The following is a 20,805-nucleotide window of genomic DNA, read 5'->3' as shown; positions in this document are numbered from 1 at the left end:
TCTGAGGGCTTTGTTACTTTAAGCAAACTTAAACGATTTCATGTATTCCGCGTCTTTTTTAACATCTTGAAGTGGCGTAGAGTCGTCGAAACGTTCTTGTTCTACGATGAAATATTCCACTCCGTGATTTTTAGCATCTTTTAAAATCGAAGGAAAATCAATTCTACCATTTCCTATTGTTGTAGAAGCACCCGCTGGCCAAAATCCTTCTGCTTTTTCTGCAGCCTCTATCTCTGCTACTTTTTCAGCTTTATATAGGTCTTTAACATGAACTAATTTATATCGATCGGCGTAATTGGTAAACCAGTCCGCTGGCTGCTGACCTGCTTTAATATTCCAATATAAATCAAGCTCGAAATCCACCAAGTCTTTGTCTGTTCCTTTTAGTAATAGTTCCTCTGGAATACTTCCTTCGGCAGTAGGTAAAAATTCAATATGGTGATTGTGATACCCTGTTTTTAGTCCAGCTGCTTTTGTGATTTGTCCTTGTCTGTTTAGGCCTTCAGCCACTTTTTGCCATTCGGCATCCGTTTTTAGTTCTCCCGGAAATGGATTTATTAGGTATCTAACGCCGATACTCGCTGCATCAGCACTTAGTTTTTTAAATTCTTCTTCTAAACTTAAATCAGTAGTGTAGGCGGGGTTAACATGCGAACTCACTATTTCTAAACCTAAATCGTCAAGTATCTTTTTGAATTCGGTAGGCGTATAACCCCAAAATATACCTTTATCACCTCCAAAACTTTCTATTTGTTTGTATCCATCTGACGAAAGTGCCTTTAGAGTAGCCAAAGGGTCTTTCGCCATGTCTTCTTTAACGGTCCAAAGCTGAATTCCGAATTTGTCTATCCCAGTTCCACTTAAAGTGTCTGCGACTTCGGTAGTTTTGGTAGCAGAAGTACATGATAATAGTGACTGTCCTAAAATCGGGGCAGAAACTGCAAATAAGCCAGTTTTTAATAAAAAGTTTCTTCTTGATTGTTTCATTTTAAAAAGATTGAATTTTAAACACACAAGATAATTTAAAATTGTGATAAACTAAATAGCTAGTCTTATTAACTGTGAAATCAATTTTTTAACCTCAGTTTTTCAAATAGTCCATTACCTAACTCCTGCTTTTTTTCTTGAAAAAATATAAACGTGACCATTAAATAACTAAATGAAATAAAAATAGGGGATGGCATAATACTTGGAACCTAATAACCAAAATGACTTTAGAGTTTTTTTTATGGGTTAAGGTTTATTAACAAACACCGCAGCACCAGATTGCTACGGTGTTTTTTTGTATTCTCTAGACATGGCACTTCTGAAGCTAATGTTAACCTCAAAGCCTAGTATAAGTATCAATGCAATAAGATATGTCCAAACCATTAGGGCTATCAGCGTTCCAATTGAGCCATATAGTTTGTTATATGAATTGAAGTTTTCTATATAATAAGAAAATAAGTTTGTGCTTACAATACACAAAATAGAGGATAGGATAGATCCGAAGTTAAAAAACTTCAGTTTTCTGTGGATGGCCGGGGCAAAATAATAAATGCAGGAAATTCCGAAAAAGAAGATTAAAAACACGGTTAAGTAACCGATGAACTTTATTCCAATATAGTTAAACCCCTCTGCTAAAAAGCCTTTTGTGACCAGATAGCTAAGTGTAATTTTGGCAATAATAAGAACGCCGATAGCTACTAATAAAACTATAATCAAGATAACCGTAAGTAAAAAAGCAATCCACCTTGCCTTGAAAAAATTGCGTTTTTCTCTTTGTCTCAAAGCCATGTTAAACGCCCTCATGAGTGACATCATACCATTTGTAGCTGCAAAAAAAGCAAAAAAGAAACCAAAAGATAAGATATCCATCCGCGGCCTACTGATGATTTCGGAAATGGTAGATTCCACATTGTCAAATAGGGCATCTGGCATTATGGCCTTCATGAAACCCATGATTTGAATATCCAAATTATGAATCGGGATATACGGTATCAGGGTAAATAAAAATAGTATTCCTGGAAAAACAGCTAGTAAAAAACTAAAAGAAACAGCCGCTGCCCTTTGGTCTAAATCGAAATTGATTAGTTTCTTGTATAGAATTACAAAAAACAGGTAAAATGAAACCGTTGTATTTAGAATATAAATATTGTCAAGCCTTTCTTTAATTTGACTTACTATATCGTGATATTTTTTTTTGTTGGTCATGCTTTTTCAAAAAACGGACTAAGCTTTTCAGTTATTTCTTTTGGGCATCTACAGAGTTTCTTTGTGTCAGAAGCTATAAACACAAGCGTGGTTTCGCCAGTGTGTATTATTTTTTGGTCTTCGTTCAAAATAGCAACCTCGAATACAATTCTCAACTTCGGCATTTCTTTCAAAGAAATCCGAATGGTAATCAAATCATCGTATTTGGCAGGTTCTATGTATTTAGATTTGTTTTCATAAACGGGCATCCAAATGCCCATGTCTTCTAAGTCACGATAACGCACCCCTAAACTTCTGAGGGCTTCTACTCTGCCAATTTCATACAATTTGGCATAATTGCCATAGTACATGTAGCCCATTTGGTCTACATCCGCATATCTTACTCTGTATGGAAACTCCGCTGAAAACATAATTATTTCATTATCCCTCTTTCGTTTAGGGCTTTTTGATATTTATTGGCATTTTGAAGATGCTCTGTATAATTAACCGCAAAATTATGATACCCTGAAAAATCTTCTTTTGCACAGAAATACGTGAAATCGTGTTTTTGATAATTCAAAACTGCATCTATCGCTTTTCTTTCTGGCAGGGCTATTGGCCCAGGAGGCAAACCTTGATATTTATACGTATTATAAGGTGAGTCTACTGAAAGGTGCTTCGAAAGAATTCTTTTAATAGAGAAGTCGCCCACGGCAAATTTTACCGTTGGGTCCGCTTGCAAGGGCATTCCAGTAGCTATTCGGTTTACGTATACGCCAGCTACTTTCGGCATTTCGTCTGTTTTGTTTGTCTCGCTTTGCACTATCGAAGCCATAGTAGCCACTTGACTTGGTGTCATATTAATATTCTGAGCTTTTTGCAAACGGTCTTTGTTCCAAAATGTCTTATATTCGCTTTTCATTCTGTCTAAAAAGCCATCTACCGGTAAGTCCCAATAGATAAAATAGGTATCAGGCAAAAACATTGACATAATGGTTTCTTTGGTAAAACCATATTTTTCACAAACCGCCTCGTCATTTAGCTTTTTGTAAAGTTCATCGGGGTTAAAAGCCATTTTCGAACCTAGCTTTTTTATTAGATCTGCTTTGGTTCTGATGTTATTAAATGTAAGTTTAACCGGATCTTGCTCCCCATTTTTTAGTTTACTCAATATCTCTTTATTAGACGAGCTCGCAGGTATTTCATATCTACCTGAGTTAATGTTTTCACGGTAGCTCATTCTTTTCGATAAAAAGCCAAACGATACTTCGTCGGTGATCATTTTGTGGGCTCTAAGGCTATCCAAAACGGTGTCATACGTAGCGTTTTTTGGAATATAAAGCACAAATGTCTTTTCACCCTGTACATTGAGGTTCGGACTATTGGCCAATTGCCAAAAATAAAAAGTAAATGTAGCCGCCAAAGTGGACACAATCACTAACAAATAAACAAGGACCTTTCTGTTTTTAAACATGTAATTTTTCTAATAATTGAGTTTTGTTAATCGAAACCTGTTCACCTGTTTTCATGTCTTTCAGGTTATAAATTTCTTTTTCTATTTCTTCTGAACCGAGTATAATAACAAACGGGATTTGTTTTTTGTCCGCGTATTCAAATTGTTTTTTTATTTTAGAATCTTCTGGATAAATCTCCGCGTTAATATTTTCTTTTCTGAGTAGGGTAAGTATCTCTAAACTTTTAGCTAAAGTGTCTGGCCCAAAATTGGTTACCATAACTTTAGTTCTAGAACCCGATATCTCCGTAGGGAAAATGTTTAGTTCCTCCATCACATCAAAAATTCGATCTACACCTAAAGAAATTCCAACGCCAGAAAGGCCTGGCATACCGAAAGTGCCCGTAAGGTTGTCATATCGGCCACCACCAGAAATACTACCTATACTTACACCCAAAGCTTTTACTTCAAAAATAGCACCAGTATAATAACTTAAGCCTCTTGCCAAGGATGGATCAAAAGCTATTTTTGGGTTTTCAACTCCTAGGCTATCCACAAGTTGCCAGATGGCTTCAAGTTCATTTACACCCAATATTCCTATTTCTGAGTCTTTTAACCATGTTTTTAGATTTTCAAAGAGTTCTGTTTGACTTACTGATAAACTAAATAGCGGTTGAAGTTCTTTTATGTTTTCGGCTGTAAAGCCTCTTTGGAGCAATTCCTCTTCAACTTTTTCTTTCCCTATTTTGTCAAGTTTGTCTATTGCAACACAAAGTTCTACTTCTTTGCCTTTGGCACCGATAGTTTCGGTTATTCCGCTTAGTATTTTTCTGTTGTTTATTTTTATGGTGAATTCTTTTAAACCCAAATTTTCGAAAATCTCATGCAGCATGGCCACTATTTCAGCCTCACATAACAATGAGTCTGTTCCTACCACATCGGCGTCACATTGATAAAATTCTCTGTAGCGACCTTTCTGTGGTCTGTCAGCACGCCATACGGGCTGTATCTGATAACGTTTAAATGGCATAGCAAGTGCATGTCGGTTCATAACCACATACCTTGCAAAAGGCACTGTGAGGTCATATTTTAAACCTTTTTCTGATACTTTCCTAAGCATACTTTTTGAGCCAGCACTTAGGTCATCTGAAGTGAGGTCTTTTGCAAAATCACCAGAGTTTAAAATTTTAAATAGCAGCTGATCACCCTCTTCACCGTATTTACCCATTAAAACTGATAGGTTTTCTATTGCAGGAGTTTCCAACGGTTGGAACCCAAATTTTTGATAGACTTTTTTTATTTGGTCAAAAATAAAATTCCTTTTCACCATGGTTTCTGGCCCAAAGTCTCTGGTGCCTCTTGCCAAACTTGGTTTTGACATAATAGTTTTTTCCTTATTTTGAAATTGAAATGCAAAAATAAGGATATTAAGTTTTAAATAGCGTGCTGAAAACTATATTATTTGTCGTAGAGTAATTGGAGGATAAAAAAAAAGTAGAGTTATTTGAAAAAAAAGTAATATTGAATTATTAAGAAAAAGAAATTTTCTTACCTTTGCACCTCGTTTAATGATTTCAGATAAATAAAAATATAAATTCGAAATGGGAGTTACTCAATTAAAAAGAAAAAGTCGCAAAAACAGAGCCGTTGCTAATAACAAAATGGACACTATTAAAAGACTTACAAGCAAGCCTACAATTAAGAAGGTTACAGCTGAAGAAATCAAAGCAGAATTTGCGAAATAATATTAACCCTCTTTTTTGAGGGTTTTTTTATGCTCTGTCTTCTTTTTATTTCTTCTATTCTTCATATCTTTTTGTCTTTCTCGGTAAGCATCTCTGCTTCTGATTTCGGTTTTGTAAACTACGGCTTTTCCAAATATAGCAATACCTGAGTTTATAATCACCAAGCTAAATGTGCCAAATATCACCCAAGTAGATGTTTGAGCACCTTGATGTTTTAAATACGCTATTTCACTAAAAAGGCATAAGCCTAATCCTATCAATGCTAATCCAGCAGCACTACACAGCATCCATTTGGTTTCAAGGGGTAGTTTTTTTATAATTTTTTGTCCGGGAGCTTCTTCTGGTTTGATAATCATTTAAGTTCTAATTTTTATATGTTTAAATAGTTTTATGGTTTTCCATTTTACTATTTTTCATCCATTACAAATTTAATTGTTTTTTGTTACTATTTTTGCCGAATGAAAAATATAATCAGCTTTTTAATACGCTTTGTACCTCGTAAGTATCTTCAATTGGTAAGTCATATTCCATTGAAAATGTACGCATTTTTTATGAAAGGGGATGCTGTAGAATGCCCAGTATGTGAGCAAGGTTTTACCAAATTCCTGCCATATGGAAGGCTTAACCCAAGAGAAAATGCACTTTGTCCAAATTGTTTGGCCTTAGAGAGGCACCGCCTAATGTATCTTTATTTAAAAGAAAAGACAAATTTTTTTAAAGATGATTTGTATGTTTTGCACATCGCCCCTGAATATTGCTTCATAGATAGGTTCGAAAAGCTTAAAAACCTGCAATATTTAACTGCCGATATAGAATCACCATTGGCCAAAGTTAAAATGGATATCGAAAAAATCCAATACGAAGACAATACTTTTGATGTTATATTTTGTAATCATGTGTTAGAGCATGTCAATGATTTCGACAAAGCCACAAGCGAACTTTACCGAGTATTAAAGCCAGGCGGTTGGGCTATCATGCAGTCACCGCAAGACATGAGACTGCCTAAAACTATAGAAGACCCTACTATAACTGACCCAAGAGAAAGAGAACGTGTATTTTTACAGTCAGACCATTTAAGATTATTTGGTCAAAATTATGGCGAAGAACTAAAAAGAGCTGGCTTTGAGGTTTTAGAGGATGATTTTGTAAAACAAATGCCAGTAGAAACGGTAAATAAATATGCACTTCCAAAAGACGAAATAGTATATTTTTGTAGGAAATAACTTTTTTTCCTTAGATATTAGGGCTTCATCCAACCTTAAAAACTAAATGACCTTAATTAACAAAAATGTCCTTATTACCGGAGCAAATTCCGGCATAGGCTTTTCTTCATGTTTGCTTTTTGCCAAACATAAATCCAAAATTTTAGCTGTCGATATTTCACCTGAAATAAATGACGATTTAAAATTGAAACTGAAATCATTAGGAGTGGATTTTCAGTACTTTCAGTGTGATGTTAGCGATTCAGCTAAAGTCAATGGGCTATTCCAAGCATTTGAATCTGATGGAGTGGTAATTGACATCCTGATAAACAATGCTGGCATATTAGGCCCCAGGAAAAAAGTTGTAGAATATTCGGATGAGGATTTTGATAACGTAATTGACGTAAACGTAAAAGGAGTCTTTTATTTTATGAAAGCCACACTCAAAGTATTCATTGCTCATAAAAAAGGGGTAATTGTAAATACGGCTTCGGTAGCCGGCCACTTTGGAATGGTGGGCCACATAGCCTATTCTGCAAGTAAGCATGCCGTAATGGGCATGACTAAAACCGCTGCCTTGGAAGTAGCCAAATATAATATTAGAGTAAATGCCGTTTGTCCTGGATTTACACAAACTGCAATGCTTTCAAGTGCTGACACTGAGCCTGATTATTTGGAAACTTTGAAGTTTATAACTCCAATGAAACGCTTTGGAGAATCTTCTGAGATTGCTTCTGCAATACTATTTTTAGCTTCTGACGAATCGAGTTTTATGACGGGTCAAAGCATTATTTTAGATGGTGGATTATCTGCCCAATAAACAAAATTAAAATTATGGAATATAAAAACGCATTTTCGCTAACTGGTAAAGTGGCGATAGTAACAGGTGCAAGTAAAGGTATTGGTGAGTCTATCGCTCGTTTTTTGGCCTCTTATGGTGCCAAAGTAGTAATTAGTAGTAGAAAACAAGAAGATTTAGAAGTTTTAGCTGCGGATATTAGAAAAGAGTCAGGCTCGGAGGTATTGCCCGTTCAGGCCCACGCTGGAGATATTGAGCAACTTAAGGCATTGTTAGACAAAACCATAGAAGCTTTCGGTGGGGCAGATATTTTGGTTAATAACGCCGCCACTAATCCTGTTTTTGGACCTTCACTTGACTGCAGTGGTGAGGCTTTTGATAAAATCATGGCCGTAAATGTGAAGGCCCCGTTTGAGTTTGCTAAGTTGCTTCATCCAGTTTTTGTGAGTAGAGGAGGAGGGAGCGTGGTTAATATTAGTTCTATAGCCGGACTTTCTCCAGACCCAGGGCTTGGCATGTACAGCGTCAGTAAAGCCGCTTTAAATATGCTCACTAAAGTATTAGCAAAAGAATGGGGCAAAGATAACATTCGAGTTAATGCAGTGTGCCCGGGACTTATAAAGACTAAGTTTAGTCAAGCCCTTTGGGAAAACCCGAAAATGTTAGATCATTTTACAAGAAACCTTCCAATTGCAAGAATGGGTTCAGTAGAAGAAATAGCTTCTTTGGTATTGTATTTAGCGTCTTCGGCGTCTTCTTACACTACTGGTACCATTTATGAAGTAGATGGAGGAACTTTGATATAATAAAATATAATTTTGAACTATGTTTGATTTTGATAAAATAGTAGACAGAAAAAATACGAATAGTTATAAGTGGGATAAGTACCCAGATGGAGTGTTACCGCTTTGGGTGGCAGATATGGACTTTGAAGTAATTCCTGAAATCAAGGAGGCTTTAAGCCGAATAGTTGATCATGGTATTATCGGTTATTCGCATGTTCCAGAGCAATTAGAAACTGTGGTAGTGGATAGGTTAAAGAAGCTTCACAATTGGGAAATTAAAAAAGAGTGGATTGTATGGCTGCCAGGTTTGGTGCCAGGTATTCACACCGCTACTAGAAGTATCTCAGATGATTTTTTCGCTGTTATGACTTCGTCTCCTGTTTATAGGCCTTTTTTAGAAGCCGCAGATTTTGGAAAAAGGAGACTATCTGATATTCCTTTTGTTTGGAAAAATGAAAGATGGGAAATGGATTTTGAAGAGATGGAAAAGTCTGTAAATCCGAGCACAAAGCTTTATTTATTGTGTAATCCTCATAATCCTAACGGAAGAGTTTTTTCAAAAGAAGAACTTACTCATCTTGCAGATTTTTGCTTGAAAAATGATTTGATTATTTGTTCTGACGAAATTCATTGCGATCTGATTTTGGATGAAACCAAAAAACACATAAGCATAGCGACTTTAAACAAAGAAATCGAGCAAAGGTCTATTACCCTTCTTGCTCCGTCTAAAACATTTAATATTGCAGGATTGGGTTGTTCTATGGCCATAATTCCAAATGCAGAATTAAGGGCGAGTTTTGAAAAGGCAAAATATGGGATGATGCCTATGTTATCTGCATTTGCTTTTGAGTCGGCATTGGCCGCTTACAAATTTGGTGAGCCATGGCGAAAAGAAATGATTGCATATTTACAAGCAAACCATGCCTTTCTATTAAATGAAATAAATAAAATAGAAGGCTTGGAAATGAAGCCATTGGAGGCCACTTACCTGGCTTGGATAAGTTACGAAAAGACTGGGTCCTTTAACTTTGTTGAAATATTAGAAAAGCACGGCGTTGGCGTTCAAGATGCTAGTATTTTTGGGGGTAAAAGCTATTTTAGACTTAATTTTGCAACACAAAAAAGCAACCTTGAAGAAGCTATAAATAGAATAAAAAAAGCTGTTTCTTCTATAAATCCTTAGGCTTCGAAATAATATCTTTGGTTACAAACTGGGGCTTCCCAGTTTGTATCATAAAGTTGTTTCCAATATACTCTCCTACGAGAGAAATAGAACACAAAATAGTTCCACACATAAATATCACAATAGGCGATCCCCACTCAGGAATGATGTTAGTTGCATAAAGCAACATGTAAATTAATGAGAAAATGATGGAGCATATTCCAGCTAAAAATGTTAACCTTAGCGGAAGCAATGAATAACCAAAAAGTATGGTTAAAAACAAAGAAAGGAGTTTTCTGAATGAATAATTTGAAACACCGTTTTCTCTTTTTAAATGATCTACCTTTTGCTTTCCAATATTGTCTGTAATTTGAAAAAGTATGCCGTCAATATACGGATGGGGTCCTTTGTATTTGATTATTTCTTTAACCACATCTTCATGAATTAATTTAAAACTACTCAAGTACAAATCTTTGGGTTTTTTAAGTAAAAACGTGGTTAAGTAATTTACTAAACTGCTACCAAGATTTCTGAACCAATGGTGCTTTTTTGATTCATAATAACTGTAAACTACATCGAAATCATTTTCTTTTGCAGTCTTTAACAGTTTTAGTATTTCTGAAGGAGGATTTTGAAAGTCATCGTCAATGATAACAGTGTATTTGCCTTGCACGTGATTAAGGCCACACATAACGGCATTAAACTCACCAAAGTTTTTTCTGAGATTTATAAACTTTACATTTTCAGTGCTTAAGGCTATTTTTTTGCATATTTCGCCAGAATTGTCCTTGCTTCCATCGTTTACCAAAACGGTTTCAAATTTAAACCCTTTTAAATTTTCTTTTAGGCTTTCCACTAGTCTTTCAATACTACTTGAGCCGTTATAAACTGGTATAACTACCGAAAATTCTATCATATTCTAAAACTGTTAATGGTATCAATAATATAGGCTAACTCACTATTAGTTAAAGTTGAATTTAGTGGGATACTTAATACTTCATCGTGGATTTTTTCAGTGATAGGCAAAGATAGATAGTTAAAGTCTTTTAATGCTTTTTGTTTGTGTGGTGGAGTTGGGTAATGAATCTCAAAACCAATTTCTTTTTCTGTTAAATGTTTTATTAGTCTTTCTCTGTAGCTTGTTCTGATTACGAATAAATGCCAAGCATCTGTGTCAATACTTGTTTTGCTAGGTAAACTTATAAGTTTGTTTTTTATCTCTGTTAAGTATATTCGTGCTATTTGTCGTCTTTTTAATAGTTCTTCATCTAAATATCGAAGTTTTAGTTTTAAAAAACTAGCTTGAACTTCACTTAGTCTGCTATTAATTCCCTGATATTCAAATTGATATTTTATACTTGAACCGTAATTTCGAAGTGATTTTATCTTATTGTAAATCTGTGCATCGTCAGTTACTATTGCCCCACCATCAGATAAGGCTCCGAGGTTTTTAGAGGGATAAAAGCTGTAAGCGGTTACATCAGCTCCTATACATTTTTTTGAGCCATCATATATTCCTCCATGGCTCTGTGCAGCATCTACTATAAGTTTCAGATCGTGGTCTTTACAAATTCGATTAAGTGCTTCGAAATCACACATTTTTCCATAAAGGTTTACAGCCAATATAGCAGAAGTGTTATTAGTAATATGAGATTCAATTTTTGAAGAATCAATATTATAGGTTTCAATATTTGGTTCAACCAAAACAGGTTTATACCCTGCTTTTAATATTGATAATATGGAGGCATAATACGTGTTTGCAGGTACTAATATTTCTGAGTTTGTAGGTAAGTCTAAGCTTTGCAAACCTAAGATTAAGGCATCTAAGCCATTTGCTAAACCTACACAGTAGTTTGATTCACAATAGTTTGCAAAGTTAGTTTCAAAATCAGCAACCTCAGAGCCTAAAATATATTGGCCTGAATCGAGGAATTTCAAAAAAGCTCCCTGTAGTTCTGAATTAAGATTTTGATTTATTTTTTTTAAGTTCAAAAAAGGTATCGGCATCTTAACTCAATGTATTATATTTTCAGGAATATACGGCTCATCAATGTAATCTTCGGGATCATAGTTTTTGTTTGCCAAGACAAGCAATGTTGAGTTAATAGAAAAATCATACATTTGATGCCAATCTGTAGGTTTTAATAAAAGGCACTTCTCTGGACTGTCTAATTCAAATGTTTCTTCAATGTGTCCATCTTGAACATAAATTTTGCATGAGCCGTTTAGGCAAATTAGTCCTTGCCAAGTTTCTTTATGCCTATGTCCGCCTCGAATGCTTTCGGTTTGAACTCCATAAATGAAATATACTCTTTCTATATGTCCAGGTAGTAATTGTTCAAAAACAGATAAAATACCTTCGTGCGATTCTATAGATTTTAGCTTTATTAATACAGCCATTAACTTTTAGGGTCATAGTTTTCTCAAAGATAATCTGTAACCCTATAAATTCAATGTAGTTTAAGATATTTTGATTATAAGGTAAGCTTAAAATTTAGAAATGTCCATAAACTCAAAAAGGTCATGTGCAAACATGACCTTTAAAAAACAATTTATCTTAACTAAGAATTAACTCTTGAATCTGTATTAGTTTGCTTTTTTCCGTATGCTGGACAAGGCTGTTTTCTACATGAAGCAAACACAAATGAACAAATTAGGAGAGCAAATACTATTTTAACTTTCATTATTTTAATCTAGAATTTTTATTAGAAACGCTATACGTTTTAAATTATTTTATTTTTCTTCTTCGTTTTGAAACTCAACACTTTCATCTTCAAGGATTAAACGCTCTGTTTTTTTTCTTTTTGAGCGATATCCCAAGATTTTTAACATTGATTCTGCATTTTGTTGATCAGCGAAAAGTTCTGTTGTAATGTTTCCGTTTTCGTCTAAATCTATCAAGACATGCTTTGGTGCAGGAATCAAACAATGCTGAATACCGCCATAGCCGCCTAATGACTCTTGGTAGGCTCCGGTATGGAAAAATCCGATGTACTGCTCTTCGTCGTTAGTTTCGTCGAGCATAGGCATATATAAGTCTTCTGAATGAGATTCTGTGTTGTAATAATCCGCTGAGTCGCAAGTTAGGCCACCAAGGTTAACTTTTGTATATGGTGCGTCCCAATTATTGATTGGCAACATGATATATTTTTGTCCGATACCCCAAGCGTCAGGTAACTGAGTGATAAACGAACCGTCAATCATATACCAAAGCTCGCGATCGTTTTGTTGTTTTCTGTCTATTATTTTATAAAGAATTGCACCACTCTCTCCAACTGTGTAACTTCCAAATTCTGTAAATATATTTGGAACTGGTACATTGTTTTTATGGCAAATCCACTGAATGTTTTCAATGATTTCATCAACCATTGCCTGATAATCAAAGTTGTAGACAATTGAAGTCTGGATAGGCATTCCACCACCAATATCTATGGAATCTAGTTCTGGGCAAAGCTTCTTGATTTCACAGTATTTAAACATGAACCTTGTAAGTTCTGACCAATAATATGCTGAATCTTTTATTCCTGAATTAATAAAGAAATGGAGCATTTTTAAGTTAAACCTTTTATTGGGTTTAATTTTAGTCAAGTAAAGCTCATCCACATCTTTGTATCTAATTCCAAGTCTTGATGTATAGAATGAAAAATTAGGTTCTTCGTCTGTAGCTATTCTTATACCTATATTTACATTTTCAGCAGTTACTGTGTTTAGATAATGGTCTATTTCTCTTAGGTTGTCTAAAACAGGAATACAATTAGTAAAGCCATCATTTAAAAACTGTGAAATATATTCTAGATATTGGGGTTGCTTGTGCCCATTACAGATTATATATGTCTCTTTTGATATTTTTCCTTCTTCGAACAATGTATTAACCAAAGGCATGTCAAAAGCTGAAGAGGTCTCAAGGTGAATGTTATGCTTAAGGGCTTCGTCTACTATAAATTTAAAGTGCGAAGATTTTGTGCAATAACAATACGTGTAGCTTCCTTTGAAGTTATACTTCTTCATTGCATTTTTGAAGAGCAACTTAGAATGTTCTATATGCTCCCCAATTTTAGGAAGATACGTTATTCTAAGCGGAGTTCCGTATTTTTTAATAACCTCCATCAAAGGCACGTTATTAAATTGAAGATTGTTTTTAGCATCAACTCCGAATTCTCTAGTAGGGAATTCAAAAGTTTGCTGAATCAAGTCTATGTATCTCTTCATTTATTTTGAAGTTGCTAACTCTAAAGGTTTTTAATTGAAAAAAAGATGGTGCAAAATTGACATAATTTTTAGAACTTTGCAAGTATACGCTTACTTAAAGACTTAAAACTTATTTAATCTTTAAAGTATTAATTTTAGATAAAAACGACAATAATGTTAAATAAACAAACTAAAGTTCATTTTATTGCTGTGGGTGGTGCTGTAATGCACAATTTAGCCCTGGCATTGTCAAAAAAAGGTTTTTTGGTAACAGGTTCTGATGATGAAATTTATGAGCCAGCTAAAACAAGATTAGCCAACGCGGGTATTTTACCAGCAGAAAATGGTTGGTTTCCTGAAAAAATAACGGCCGATTTGGATGCAATTATCTTGGGAATGCATGCAAAAAAAGATAATCCGGAATTAGCAAAAGCAATAGAATTAGGTTTGAAGGTGTATTCGTTTCCTGAGTATGTGTACGAACAAACCAAAAATAAACAAAGAGTGGTTATTGCTGGTAGTCACGGAAAGACTTCAATAACCAGTATAATTCTACACGTATTGGCTTATTATAACCGTAATTTTGATTATTTGGTTGGTGCTCAAATCGAAGGGTTTGACTTAATGGTTAAACTTACTGAAGACGCCCCAATTGTGATTATTGAAGGAGACGAATATTTGTCTTCTGCAATAGAAATGAAATCGAAGTTTTTATTCTATCACCCACACATTATGCTACTAAGTGGTGTGGCTTGGGATCATTTCAATGTTTTCCCAACCTTTGATAAATATGTAGGAGCATTTGAAGAACTTGCCGATGGTATGGATAAGGCTGGAGTTATCGTTTTCGATGAAACTGACGACATAGTTAAAGTTATCGGAGAGAAAGACAGAGCGGATATAGTTAAAGTTCCTTACGCTGCACATCCTTATTTGGTCGATAATGGTAAAGTGTTTTTGAAAACAAAAAATGGAAACGTAGAACTTAAAATCTTTGGAGAACATAATATGAAGAACCTCATGGGGGCAAAGCATATTTTGGAAAGATTAGGTATCACTGAAGAACAATTTTATGAAGCTATCCAAACCTTTAAAGGTGCTTCTAAAAGGCTCGAAACTTTAGGGCAAAATGCAAACACACACATATACAGAGATTTTGCACACGCACCTTCTAAGGTAGGTGCTACTACACAAGCCACAAAAGAACTATATGGGGCTCGTAAACTGGTAGCTTGCTATGAGTTGCACACTTTTTCGAGTTTAAACAAAGATTTTTTGCCTCAGTATGATCAAAAACTTCAGGATGCCGATGTAGCGGTAGTTTTTTATAGCCCGCATACGCTGAAAATGAAAAATATGCCTGAGATTTCGGAAGAAGAAATTGTGAAATATTTTGGTAGGTCAGATCTAAAAGTAATTACTGACAGTGAGGGATTAAGGAAGTTTTTAGGTGAAATTAATTGGTTTCAAACCAATTTACTTTTAATGTCTTCAGGTACCTTTGGTGGCACTGATTTAAATACCTTAAGTGCTGAAATACTTGCATTACCTGTAGAAGAAACATTCCCTGAGATTGAAACAGCTCCAAAATCTAAAAAATGGGGTGGCTTATTAGGGAATTTAAAAGGTAAATTGAAAAAAGATAAATAACCTTAAAATAATATGGTTTTGAGTTTGCTCAAGACCATATCCGAACTTATGTGTTCGAGGCAGGCTAAGTCTCCTCGAGCACATGGTTTATTTCCATATACAGAGCATGGTCTACATTCAAGCTCTTTTTTGTTAATCTCCACAATATTTTCTGGGTTTTGAAAAAGAGGTCCAAATCCTGCAAAATGGTGTGTACTTCCCCAAATTGAAACTACAGGAATACCCGAAAGTGCGGCAAAATGCATATTTGAAGAATCGCCACAAACCATTACAGACAAGTTTGCAATCAAACTCAATTCTGTTTCTAAATCAAATTTTCCGATTACATTGTGCCATTTGGAATTATTGGTCGTAAAGCTTTCAATCAACTCAAATTCCTTTTTCCCTCCACCAAAAAATATAAGTTCATAGCCTGGAAATTCATTTTGAATCTTTACACTAAGTTCTTTATACTTTCCCAAAGGCCACATTTTGTTTATGTGTTGAGCAAATGGTGCAATTCCAATTAGTTTTTTATTTTCAAAAACTTCTAACCCATTCTTTTTTTTGAAATCTAGAATTGGATAAACATCAGTACTTATTTCTGTTTCTGTAATGATATTTGCTCTTTTGAAAACATCCAAATACCGCTCTGTAGTATGTTTGAGTTGCTTGAAGCTTTTGTTTTTTACTAATGATTTTTTTTCGGTTCTTCCTTTGTCAAAAACTAAAAATGGTGTTTTTTTTATTGAAAAAAATAACTTTAAAATCCTTGTTCTAAGGTTTTCATGCAGGTCAATTATGATATCGGGATTTACGGAGGCCACTTTTCTGTAAAGTTTGAGTATTCCTTTGGCACCCATAAATTCTTTTTCTAAATCTACGGCTAGTAGTTTTACAAAAGGAATATTCTTAAAAAAAATAGAAAATTTAGGTCTTGTTACTATCCAGTAGGTGTTATTTGGGTTTTGATGCACCACTTCTTTCATTGCTGCTGCAGCAAGGGCAACGTCTCCCATTGCCGAAAATCTAAAAATAAGTATGTTCTTATCCTTAATCATTTTTTTTATAAAGCACCGGGTTTAAGTTCGGGTCGTTATACATTTTCATCTGTTTATACAGTTTCATATATTTTTTACCCGCTTCTAAGTCTTCAATCAGTTCATCGTAACTTTGAGCCAAATCTTGCTCTTGAATTAACAAAATTGAGAGCTTTGTGGTAACGGAAATCTTATGATTTTCGTCGATTTCTGACCTGTTTAGTTGCTCTTGAAAGTGATAAATTTTTAACTGTAAAATTGACATTCTATCTAGTAACCAGGCAGGAGTTTCAGAGTTTAATCTTGCATTTGGATTTAAGGTAACTCCTTCTATGGACTTATATAGATACTCATCTATTTCCTCAACTTTGTCGGTTCTGTGTTGATTTGATGCATCTATTCTCCTTTTTAGTGCTACAATAGTTTCAGGTGCTATTTTTGGGTCCCTTATTAGGTCTTCAAGGTGCCACTGCACGGTGTCAATCCAATTTTTGTGAAATAATAATTGCTCAAACTGAGATTTTGACTGAATATCGGGCATTGGACTATCCACATGGTCTGAAACGTGGTATAGCTTGATCGCTTCTTTAAATAAATTATTTATTTGTTCTGCTTTCATTAGAATGGAATCTTATAGTCTTTTTAGTCTAATATTTTTGGACCAGACTGATTGATTGATGAAACGAATAAGTTTGATTGGATATTTACTTTCGTAAATTCTTTTTGCATAGCGAGGCCTACTTTTTCAGCGGTTTCTTTACCTCTCGAAAATGCAAATATGGATGGGCCAGCTCCTGAAATACTACAACCAAGGGCACCATTTTCTTTTGCTGCCATTTGTACCTCAAAAAATTGAGGTATAAGTATAGAACGAATGGGCTCAATGATATAATCTACCATAGATCTGCCTATTAAATCGTAGTTTTCACTAATTAAGCCTGCTACCATTCCAGCTACATTTCCCATTTGAGAAATGGTTTTATTCATAGAAACTTCATTTTTCAATATGTGCCTTGCGTCTTTGGTATTTACTTCTACATCGGGGTGTACGATTGAAACATACAGATCGGCAGGTGTATTTATTTTAAAGAAATCTAAAGGCGAATATGACCTGATAATCACGAAGCCTCCCAATAGGGCAGGGGCAACATTATCTGCGTGTGCAGAACCGCAAGCTATTCTTTCACCTTCCATTGCGAATGGCAGTAGTTCTTCTGTATTAAGCGGTTTGTTTAAAAGTTGATTTACGGCAAAAACACCCGCTACCGAGCTTGCTGAGCTACTTCCAAGTCCACTTCCAAGGGGCATTTTTTTGTTTAGAATAATATCAAATCCGTGTTTTATATCTAAATGGCTTAAATATTTTAAAATCGGAACTGTTACCGTATTTTTCTGGATATCAAACGTTAATTTTCCATCATCTCCGGTGATTTGCTGGATCACAATTTGATCGTCCTGTCTCTTAGTTACGATAACTTCGTCTCCCGGATTATCGACTGCTAGACCAAAAATATCAAAACCACAAGCAACATTGGCCACTGTGGCTGGAGCAAAAACTTTTATTGATTCCACTTTTTATTTTTTATGCTAAAAAACTACTTAAACTAATAATATCGGCAAACACACCCATTGCCGTAACCTCGGCACCCGCACCGGGACCTTTAACCACCAGTGGGTTGTGGAAATAACGTTCTGTTGTATATGAAACTATGTTTTCAGAGCCGGATAAACTATAGAAAGGGTGATTTTTGTCCACTTTGTCTAATCCTATACTTGCTTTTCCGTTTTCAAGTTTGGCGATAAATCTTAGTTTTTCGCCATTTTTTTGTGCATTTTCAATAAGTGCCTCAAATAATGGATTTTCTTTTTCTAAAACTTTATAAAACTCTTCTACATTGGCAGCTTGCATTGCCTCATCACTTAGTAGTGGATTTATGGTTACATCTTGAATCTCTAAATTTATACCTGTCTCTCTTGCCAAAATCAGGATTTTTCTAGCTACATCCATACCGCTCAAGTCTTCTCTTGGGTCTGGCTCTGTATATCCTTGAGCTTTGGCGTCTTTCACAACATCCACAAATTTTTGCCCTACATCAAAAGTGTTGAAAATAAAAGACAAAGTCCCAGAAAGCACCGCTTCAATTTTAATAATAGTGTCGCCTGAGTTTATGAGTCCTTGGAGTGTATTAATTACTGGTAAACCAGCTCCCACATTTGTCTCGTATAAGAACTTGACGTTTCGCTTTGTGGTAATGTTTCTCAAAGTTTCATATTCTGCAAAAGAACTTGAGTTAGCAACTTTGTTTGGGGTTACTATCGAAATGTTACTATTTAAAAGTGGAGCATAATATTGCACAATGTCTTTGTTTGCAGTGCAATCTATAAATATACTGTTGGGTAAGTTAAGTGCTTGAATATCATCAATAAATTCACTTAAGTTTACTAATTCTCCGTTTTGTATCAGATTTTCTTCCCAGTTTTGAAGTGAAACTCCGTCTGGATTTAAAATCATTTTTCGTGTATTGGCTATTCCTGTGATTTTAAGATTAAGATTCTTTTGTTTTTTTAGATGCTCTTTTTGCTTTTCTATTTGATTTAAAAGGGTTTTTCCGATTAAACCAGTAGGACCTAAAATGAATAGATTTAAAGTAAGTCCATCTATCTGGAAAAATGTTTCATGTATGGCGTTTAGAGCCTTGCTTATATCCTTTTTGCCAATAACAACCGAAATATTTAACTCTGATGAGCCCTGAGCAGTTGCTATTACGTTTATTCCATTTTTTCCTAAAACAGAAAAAAGCTTACCCGAAGTGCCAGAACTTGCCTTCATGCCTTCACCCACAACTGCTATAATAGATAAATTGTGCTGAACTGAGATTTGTTCTATTTCTCCATTTTGAATTTCCAATTTGAAACCATCCTCTAAAATTTCTTTTACAATTTCAGAAGACTTAGGGTCTACCGCAAAGCAGATAGAGTGCTCCGATGATGCTTGAGAGATTAGTATAACTGAAATTTTATGGTCAGCTAAAATCGTAAACAATTTAGCCGATACACCTGCAACTCCAATCATCCCATTTCCTTGTAAATTAACAAGTGAGATGTCATCTATAGAAGAAATTCCAGTGATTGAATATGATTTTTGAATCGTTTCTTTTGAGACCGTTGTTCCTTTGTCAGTTATATCAAATGTATTAAGAATACGAATTGGGATATTTTTTTGAAAGGCAGGAATCAAACTTGGAGGATAAATTACTTTAGCTCCAAAATGCGAAAGCTCCATAGCTTCTGCATAAGATATCTCTGGAATAGTAAATGCGTTTTTGACTTTTCGTGGGTCTGCGGTCATCATGCCGTTTACGTCTGTCCATATTTCTATAACCTCAGCATTGAGAGCTCCACCCAATATAGAAGCTGTATAGTCACTTCCTCCTCTGCCTAAAGTGGTAGTTACTTGGTTTTGGTCAGAACCTATAAATCCGGTTACGCAATAAATTAAGTCGGCATTATTTAAGGTGTCATTAATAGCGGAGTTTGTTTTATTAAAATCAACTTCTGCAAAACCAAAAGTACTGTCAGTTTTAATAATGTCTCGGCCGTCAATAAAACTCGCCTTAATTCCGCGGTCATTGAGCGTGCTGGTTACGATTTGAGTTGAAAGCCTTTCACCAAAACTTAGGAGTAAATCCATTGTTCGGTTCGAAATCTCTTTTATATATGTGATTCCTTTTAATAAGTCTTCTATTTCGTTAAAAAGTCCTTTGATTTTTGCAGTTGTTGCAGATTGGTTTTTAACCGCAATTAAACTTTTAACAGCCGAAATATGCCTCTCTTCGATGGTTTTCAAAATATTGAGATATTCTACATCACCTTTCGAAGCCAATGCACCTATTTCAATAAGTTTATTGGTGACTCCACCCATTGCCGAAAAAACCACTCCTAAAACCTGATTGTTTTCTTTTTTAGAGCCAATGATTTTTACAACCTGCTCTATACTTTCCACTGTTCCCACCGAAGTGCCACCAAATTTGAGGATTCTCATGTAGCTGAATTACTAAAATTTGTTTAAAAATAGACTTTTATTAAAAACCCTTCTAAAACATTTCAGTTCTAAAAGGGTTTATTCGCAAAGATATTAATTTTTGTGCCCTATCACTGCTTTTTTGTTAAAATGTTGTGAAAAGTGCCGAATAACGTTCGATTTATTTTGATATTAAATAGATAATTAGTTTCTTGTCTAATTACCTAAATAGAAAATTTAATTTATGGACATTCAGTTTAAAGCACTAAATGACAAGACCAGAAGAAATATCTTAGAATTACTTAAACATAGCGATCTTACAGCGGGAGATATAAGCGAGCAATTTAACATGTCAAAACCCAGTATTTCGCATCATTTGGATTTATTGAAACAAGCGGAACTGGTCAGGTTTAAAAAGAAAGGGCAATATATGCTGTATAGTATTAATTTACAGCAGTTTGACGATATATTGCTTTGGATGAATCAGTTTAAAAATGACTCAATAGCAGAAAAGCCGAGGTTCAGGATACCGTTAAATCAATAAATAAGTGACTTATTTTAATCAACATTGTCTTAAATAATAAAAAAATGCTATTATTTTTGTACGAT

The 20,805-nt window shown here is 34.8% G+C and carries 21 protein-coding genes; 7 read left to right on the top strand and 14 right to left on the bottom strand.

All coding sequences use genetic code 11. The features are described from left to right. Positions 1–18: 18 nt before the first annotated feature. From ACFOOI_RS05855 to hisS, 5 genes are all read right to left on the bottom strand, one after another. Positions 19–987 carry a sugar phosphate isomerase/epimerase family protein gene (locus ACFOOI_RS05855; protein WP_379836060.1) on the bottom strand — a complete coding sequence of 323 codons (969 nt, stop codon included), beginning with the start codon at positions 985–987 and terminating at the stop codon, positions 19–21. Positions 988–1,269: 282 nt separating this feature from the next. Further along, entirely contained in the window at positions 1,270–2,193 is a 924-nt protein-coding gene (locus ACFOOI_RS05850) for a YihY/virulence factor BrkB family protein (RefSeq protein ID WP_379836058.1), read from the bottom strand. After that, positions 2,190–2,603: an acyl-CoA thioesterase gene (locus ACFOOI_RS05845; RefSeq protein WP_379836056.1), complete on the bottom strand. Its 414-nt coding sequence runs from the start codon at positions 2,601–2,603 to the stop codon at positions 2,190–2,192. The genes ACFOOI_RS05850 and ACFOOI_RS05845 overlap by 4 nt, the downstream gene beginning before the upstream one ends. Positions 2,604–2,605: 2 nt before the next feature. Then, the gene (gene mltG, locus ACFOOI_RS05840; RefSeq protein ID WP_379836054.1) at positions 2,606–3,646 is read right to left on the bottom strand and encodes an endolytic transglycosylase MltG; all 1,041 of its coding nucleotides are present in this window, start codon (positions 3,644–3,646) and stop codon (positions 2,606–2,608) included. Next, positions 3,639–5,006 carry a histidine--tRNA ligase gene (hisS, locus tag ACFOOI_RS05835; protein WP_379836052.1) on the bottom strand — a complete coding sequence of 456 codons (1,368 nt, stop codon included), beginning with the start codon at positions 5,004–5,006 and terminating at the stop codon, positions 3,639–3,641. Before hisS ends, mltG begins: the two co-directional genes overlap by 8 nt. A gap of 220 nt (positions 5,007–5,226) precedes the next feature. Between hisS and ACFOOI_RS05830 the strand changes: the two genes are divergently transcribed. Then, positions 5,227–5,370: a hypothetical protein gene (locus ACFOOI_RS05830; RefSeq protein WP_379836050.1), complete on the top strand. Its 144-nt coding sequence runs from the start codon at positions 5,227–5,229 to the stop codon at positions 5,368–5,370. A gap of 2 nt (positions 5,371–5,372) precedes the next feature. On the opposite strand, the gene ACFOOI_RS05825 is transcribed toward ACFOOI_RS05830, so the two are convergent. Further along, positions 5,373–5,726, bottom strand: coding sequence for a hypothetical protein (locus tag ACFOOI_RS05825; RefSeq protein ID WP_379836048.1), 354 nt, complete (start codon positions 5,724–5,726; stop codon positions 5,373–5,375). Between the two features lie 102 nt (positions 5,727–5,828). Between ACFOOI_RS05825 and ACFOOI_RS05820 the strand changes: the two genes are divergently transcribed. Genes ACFOOI_RS05820 through ACFOOI_RS05805 form a run of 4 tightly spaced genes read left to right on the top strand, consistent with a single transcriptional unit; the run spans position 5,829 to position 9,339 of the window. Beyond that, positions 5,829–6,593 carry a class I SAM-dependent methyltransferase gene (locus ACFOOI_RS05820; RefSeq protein ID WP_379836046.1) on the top strand — a complete coding sequence of 255 codons (765 nt, stop codon included), beginning with the start codon at positions 5,829–5,831 and terminating at the stop codon, positions 6,591–6,593. Between the two features lie 46 nt (positions 6,594–6,639). Next, positions 6,640–7,392 (top strand): SDR family NAD(P)-dependent oxidoreductase, encoded by a 753-nt coding sequence (locus tag ACFOOI_RS05815; RefSeq protein WP_379836044.1) that lies wholly within the window; start codon positions 6,640–6,642, stop codon positions 7,390–7,392. Between the two features lie 14 nt (positions 7,393–7,406). After that, on the top strand, positions 7,407–8,177 hold the full coding sequence (locus tag ACFOOI_RS05810; RefSeq protein WP_379836042.1) for an SDR family oxidoreductase: 771 nt from the start codon (positions 7,407–7,409) through the stop codon (positions 8,175–8,177). 19 nt (positions 8,178–8,196) lie between these two features. Continuing rightward, on the top strand, positions 8,197–9,339 hold the full coding sequence (locus tag ACFOOI_RS05805) for a MalY/PatB family protein (RefSeq protein ID WP_379836040.1): 1,143 nt from the start codon (positions 8,197–8,199) through the stop codon (positions 9,337–9,339). Here the strand turns inward: ACFOOI_RS05805 and ACFOOI_RS05800 are convergent. The 4 genes from ACFOOI_RS05800 to ACFOOI_RS05785 all read right to left on the bottom strand — a co-directional run bounded on the left by ACFOOI_RS05800 (position 9,326) and on the right by ACFOOI_RS05785 (position 13,527). Then, positions 9,326–10,234: a glycosyltransferase family 2 protein gene (locus ACFOOI_RS05800; RefSeq protein WP_379836038.1), complete on the bottom strand. Its 909-nt coding sequence runs from the start codon at positions 10,232–10,234 to the stop codon at positions 9,326–9,328. The genes ACFOOI_RS05805 and ACFOOI_RS05800 overlap by 14 nt on opposite strands. Next, positions 10,231–11,325 (bottom strand): DegT/DnrJ/EryC1/StrS family aminotransferase, encoded by a 1,095-nt coding sequence (locus tag ACFOOI_RS05795; protein ID WP_379836036.1) that lies wholly within the window; start codon positions 11,323–11,325, stop codon positions 10,231–10,233. The genes ACFOOI_RS05800 and ACFOOI_RS05795 overlap by 4 nt, the downstream gene beginning before the upstream one ends. 6 nt (positions 11,326–11,331) lie before the next feature. Continuing rightward, positions 11,332–11,718 (bottom strand): sugar 3,4-ketoisomerase, encoded by a 387-nt coding sequence (locus ACFOOI_RS05790; protein WP_379836034.1) that lies wholly within the window; start codon positions 11,716–11,718, stop codon positions 11,332–11,334. A gap of 333 nt (positions 11,719–12,051) precedes the next feature. After that, a complete protein-coding gene (locus ACFOOI_RS05785; RefSeq protein ID WP_379836032.1) occupies positions 12,052–13,527 on the bottom strand; it encodes an arginine decarboxylase in 1,476 nt (491 codons plus the stop codon). A gap of 153 nt (positions 13,528–13,680) precedes the next feature. On the opposite strand from ACFOOI_RS05785, the gene ACFOOI_RS05780 reads away from it, so the two are divergent. After that, positions 13,681–15,156: a UDP-N-acetylmuramate--L-alanine ligase gene (locus tag ACFOOI_RS05780; protein ID WP_379836030.1), complete on the top strand. Its 1,476-nt coding sequence runs from the start codon at positions 13,681–13,683 to the stop codon at positions 15,154–15,156. A gap of 2 nt (positions 15,157–15,158) precedes the next feature. On the opposite strand, the gene ACFOOI_RS05775 is transcribed toward ACFOOI_RS05780, so the two are convergent. The 4 genes from ACFOOI_RS05775 to thrA are packed head-to-tail and all read right to left on the bottom strand — an operon-like array spanning position 15,159 to position 20,217. Continuing rightward, positions 15,159–16,196 (bottom strand): glycosyltransferase family 9 protein, encoded by a 1,038-nt coding sequence (locus ACFOOI_RS05775; protein WP_379836028.1) that lies wholly within the window; start codon positions 16,194–16,196, stop codon positions 15,159–15,161. Further along, positions 16,189–16,794, bottom strand: coding sequence for a DUF4254 domain-containing protein (locus ACFOOI_RS05770; protein ID WP_379836026.1), 606 nt, complete (start codon positions 16,792–16,794; stop codon positions 16,189–16,191). Before ACFOOI_RS05770 ends, ACFOOI_RS05775 begins: the two co-directional genes overlap by 8 nt. A 23-nt stretch (positions 16,795–16,817) precedes the next feature. Next, positions 16,818–17,747 carry a homoserine kinase gene (locus ACFOOI_RS05765; RefSeq protein ID WP_379836024.1) on the bottom strand — a complete coding sequence of 310 codons (930 nt, stop codon included), beginning with the start codon at positions 17,745–17,747 and terminating at the stop codon, positions 16,818–16,820. Positions 17,748–17,757: 10 nt separating this feature from the next. Continuing rightward, positions 17,758–20,217, bottom strand: coding sequence for a bifunctional aspartate kinase/homoserine dehydrogenase I (thrA, locus tag ACFOOI_RS05760; RefSeq protein WP_379836022.1), 2,460 nt, complete (start codon positions 20,215–20,217; stop codon positions 17,758–17,760). Positions 20,218–20,440: 223 nt separating this feature from the next. On the opposite strand from thrA, the gene ACFOOI_RS05755 reads away from it, so the two are divergent. Next, positions 20,441–20,740: an autorepressor SdpR family transcription factor gene (locus ACFOOI_RS05755; RefSeq protein ID WP_379836020.1), complete on the top strand. Its 300-nt coding sequence runs from the start codon at positions 20,441–20,443 to the stop codon at positions 20,738–20,740. Positions 20,741–20,805 lie beyond the last annotated feature (65 nt).

Origin of the sequence: Lacihabitans lacunae (genome assembly GCF_042649125.1) — a bacterium.
Taxonomy (GTDB): domain Bacteria; phylum Bacteroidota; class Bacteroidia; order Cytophagales; family Spirosomataceae; genus Leadbetterella; species Leadbetterella lacunae.
This window is presented reverse-complemented; position numbering and strand designations above follow the sequence as displayed.

Excerpts from the sequence above, each read along its gene's own strand:
- ACFOOI_RS05855 (WP_379836060.1), bottom strand. The coding sequence starts at position 987 with ATGAAACAATCAAGAAGAAACTTTTTATTAAAAACTGGCTTATTTGCA.
- ACFOOI_RS05850 (WP_379836058.1), bottom strand. The coding sequence starts at position 2,193 with ATGACCAACAAAAAAAAATATCACGATATAGTAAGTCAAATTAAAGAA.
- ACFOOI_RS05845 (WP_379836056.1), bottom strand. The coding sequence starts at position 2,603 with ATGTTTTCAGCGGAGTTTCCATACAGAGTAAGATATGCGGATGTAGAC.
- mltG (WP_379836054.1), bottom strand. The coding sequence starts at position 3,646 with ATGTTTAAAAACAGAAAGGTCCTTGTTTATTTGTTAGTGATTGTGTCC.
- hisS (WP_379836052.1), bottom strand. The coding sequence starts at position 5,006 with ATGTCAAAACCAAGTTTGGCAAGAGGCACCAGAGACTTTGGGCCAGAA.
- ACFOOI_RS05830 (WP_379836050.1), top strand. The coding sequence starts at position 5,227 with ATGGGAGTTACTCAATTAAAAAGAAAAAGTCGCAAAAACAGAGCCGTT.
- ACFOOI_RS05825 (WP_379836048.1), bottom strand. The coding sequence starts at position 5,726 with ATGATTATCAAACCAGAAGAAGCTCCCGGACAAAAAATTATAAAAAAA.
- ACFOOI_RS05820 (WP_379836046.1), top strand. The coding sequence starts at position 5,829 with ATGAAAAATATAATCAGCTTTTTAATACGCTTTGTACCTCGTAAGTAT.
- ACFOOI_RS05815 (WP_379836044.1), top strand. The coding sequence starts at position 6,640 with ATGACCTTAATTAACAAAAATGTCCTTATTACCGGAGCAAATTCCGGC.
- ACFOOI_RS05810 (WP_379836042.1), top strand. The coding sequence starts at position 7,407 with ATGGAATATAAAAACGCATTTTCGCTAACTGGTAAAGTGGCGATAGTA.
- ACFOOI_RS05805 (WP_379836040.1), top strand. The coding sequence starts at position 8,197 with ATGTTTGATTTTGATAAAATAGTAGACAGAAAAAATACGAATAGTTAT.
- ACFOOI_RS05800 (WP_379836038.1), bottom strand. The coding sequence starts at position 10,234 with ATGATAGAATTTTCGGTAGTTATACCAGTTTATAACGGCTCAAGTAGT.
- ACFOOI_RS05795 (WP_379836036.1), bottom strand. The coding sequence starts at position 11,325 with ATGCCGATACCTTTTTTGAACTTAAAAAAAATAAATCAAAATCTTAAT.
- ACFOOI_RS05790 (WP_379836034.1), bottom strand. The coding sequence starts at position 11,718 with ATGGCTGTATTAATAAAGCTAAAATCTATAGAATCGCACGAAGGTATT.
- ACFOOI_RS05785 (WP_379836032.1), bottom strand. The coding sequence starts at position 13,527 with ATGAAGAGATACATAGACTTGATTCAGCAAACTTTTGAATTCCCTACT.
- ACFOOI_RS05780 (WP_379836030.1), top strand. The coding sequence starts at position 13,681 with ATGTTAAATAAACAAACTAAAGTTCATTTTATTGCTGTGGGTGGTGCT.
- ACFOOI_RS05775 (WP_379836028.1), bottom strand. The coding sequence starts at position 16,196 with ATGATTAAGGATAAGAACATACTTATTTTTAGATTTTCGGCAATGGGA.
- ACFOOI_RS05770 (WP_379836026.1), bottom strand. The coding sequence starts at position 16,794 with ATGAAAGCAGAACAAATAAATAATTTATTTAAAGAAGCGATCAAGCTA.
- thrA (WP_379836022.1), bottom strand. The coding sequence starts at position 20,217 with ATGAGAATCCTCAAATTTGGTGGCACTTCGGTGGGAACAGTGGAAAGT.
- ACFOOI_RS05755 (WP_379836020.1), top strand. The coding sequence starts at position 20,441 with ATGGACATTCAGTTTAAAGCACTAAATGACAAGACCAGAAGAAATATC.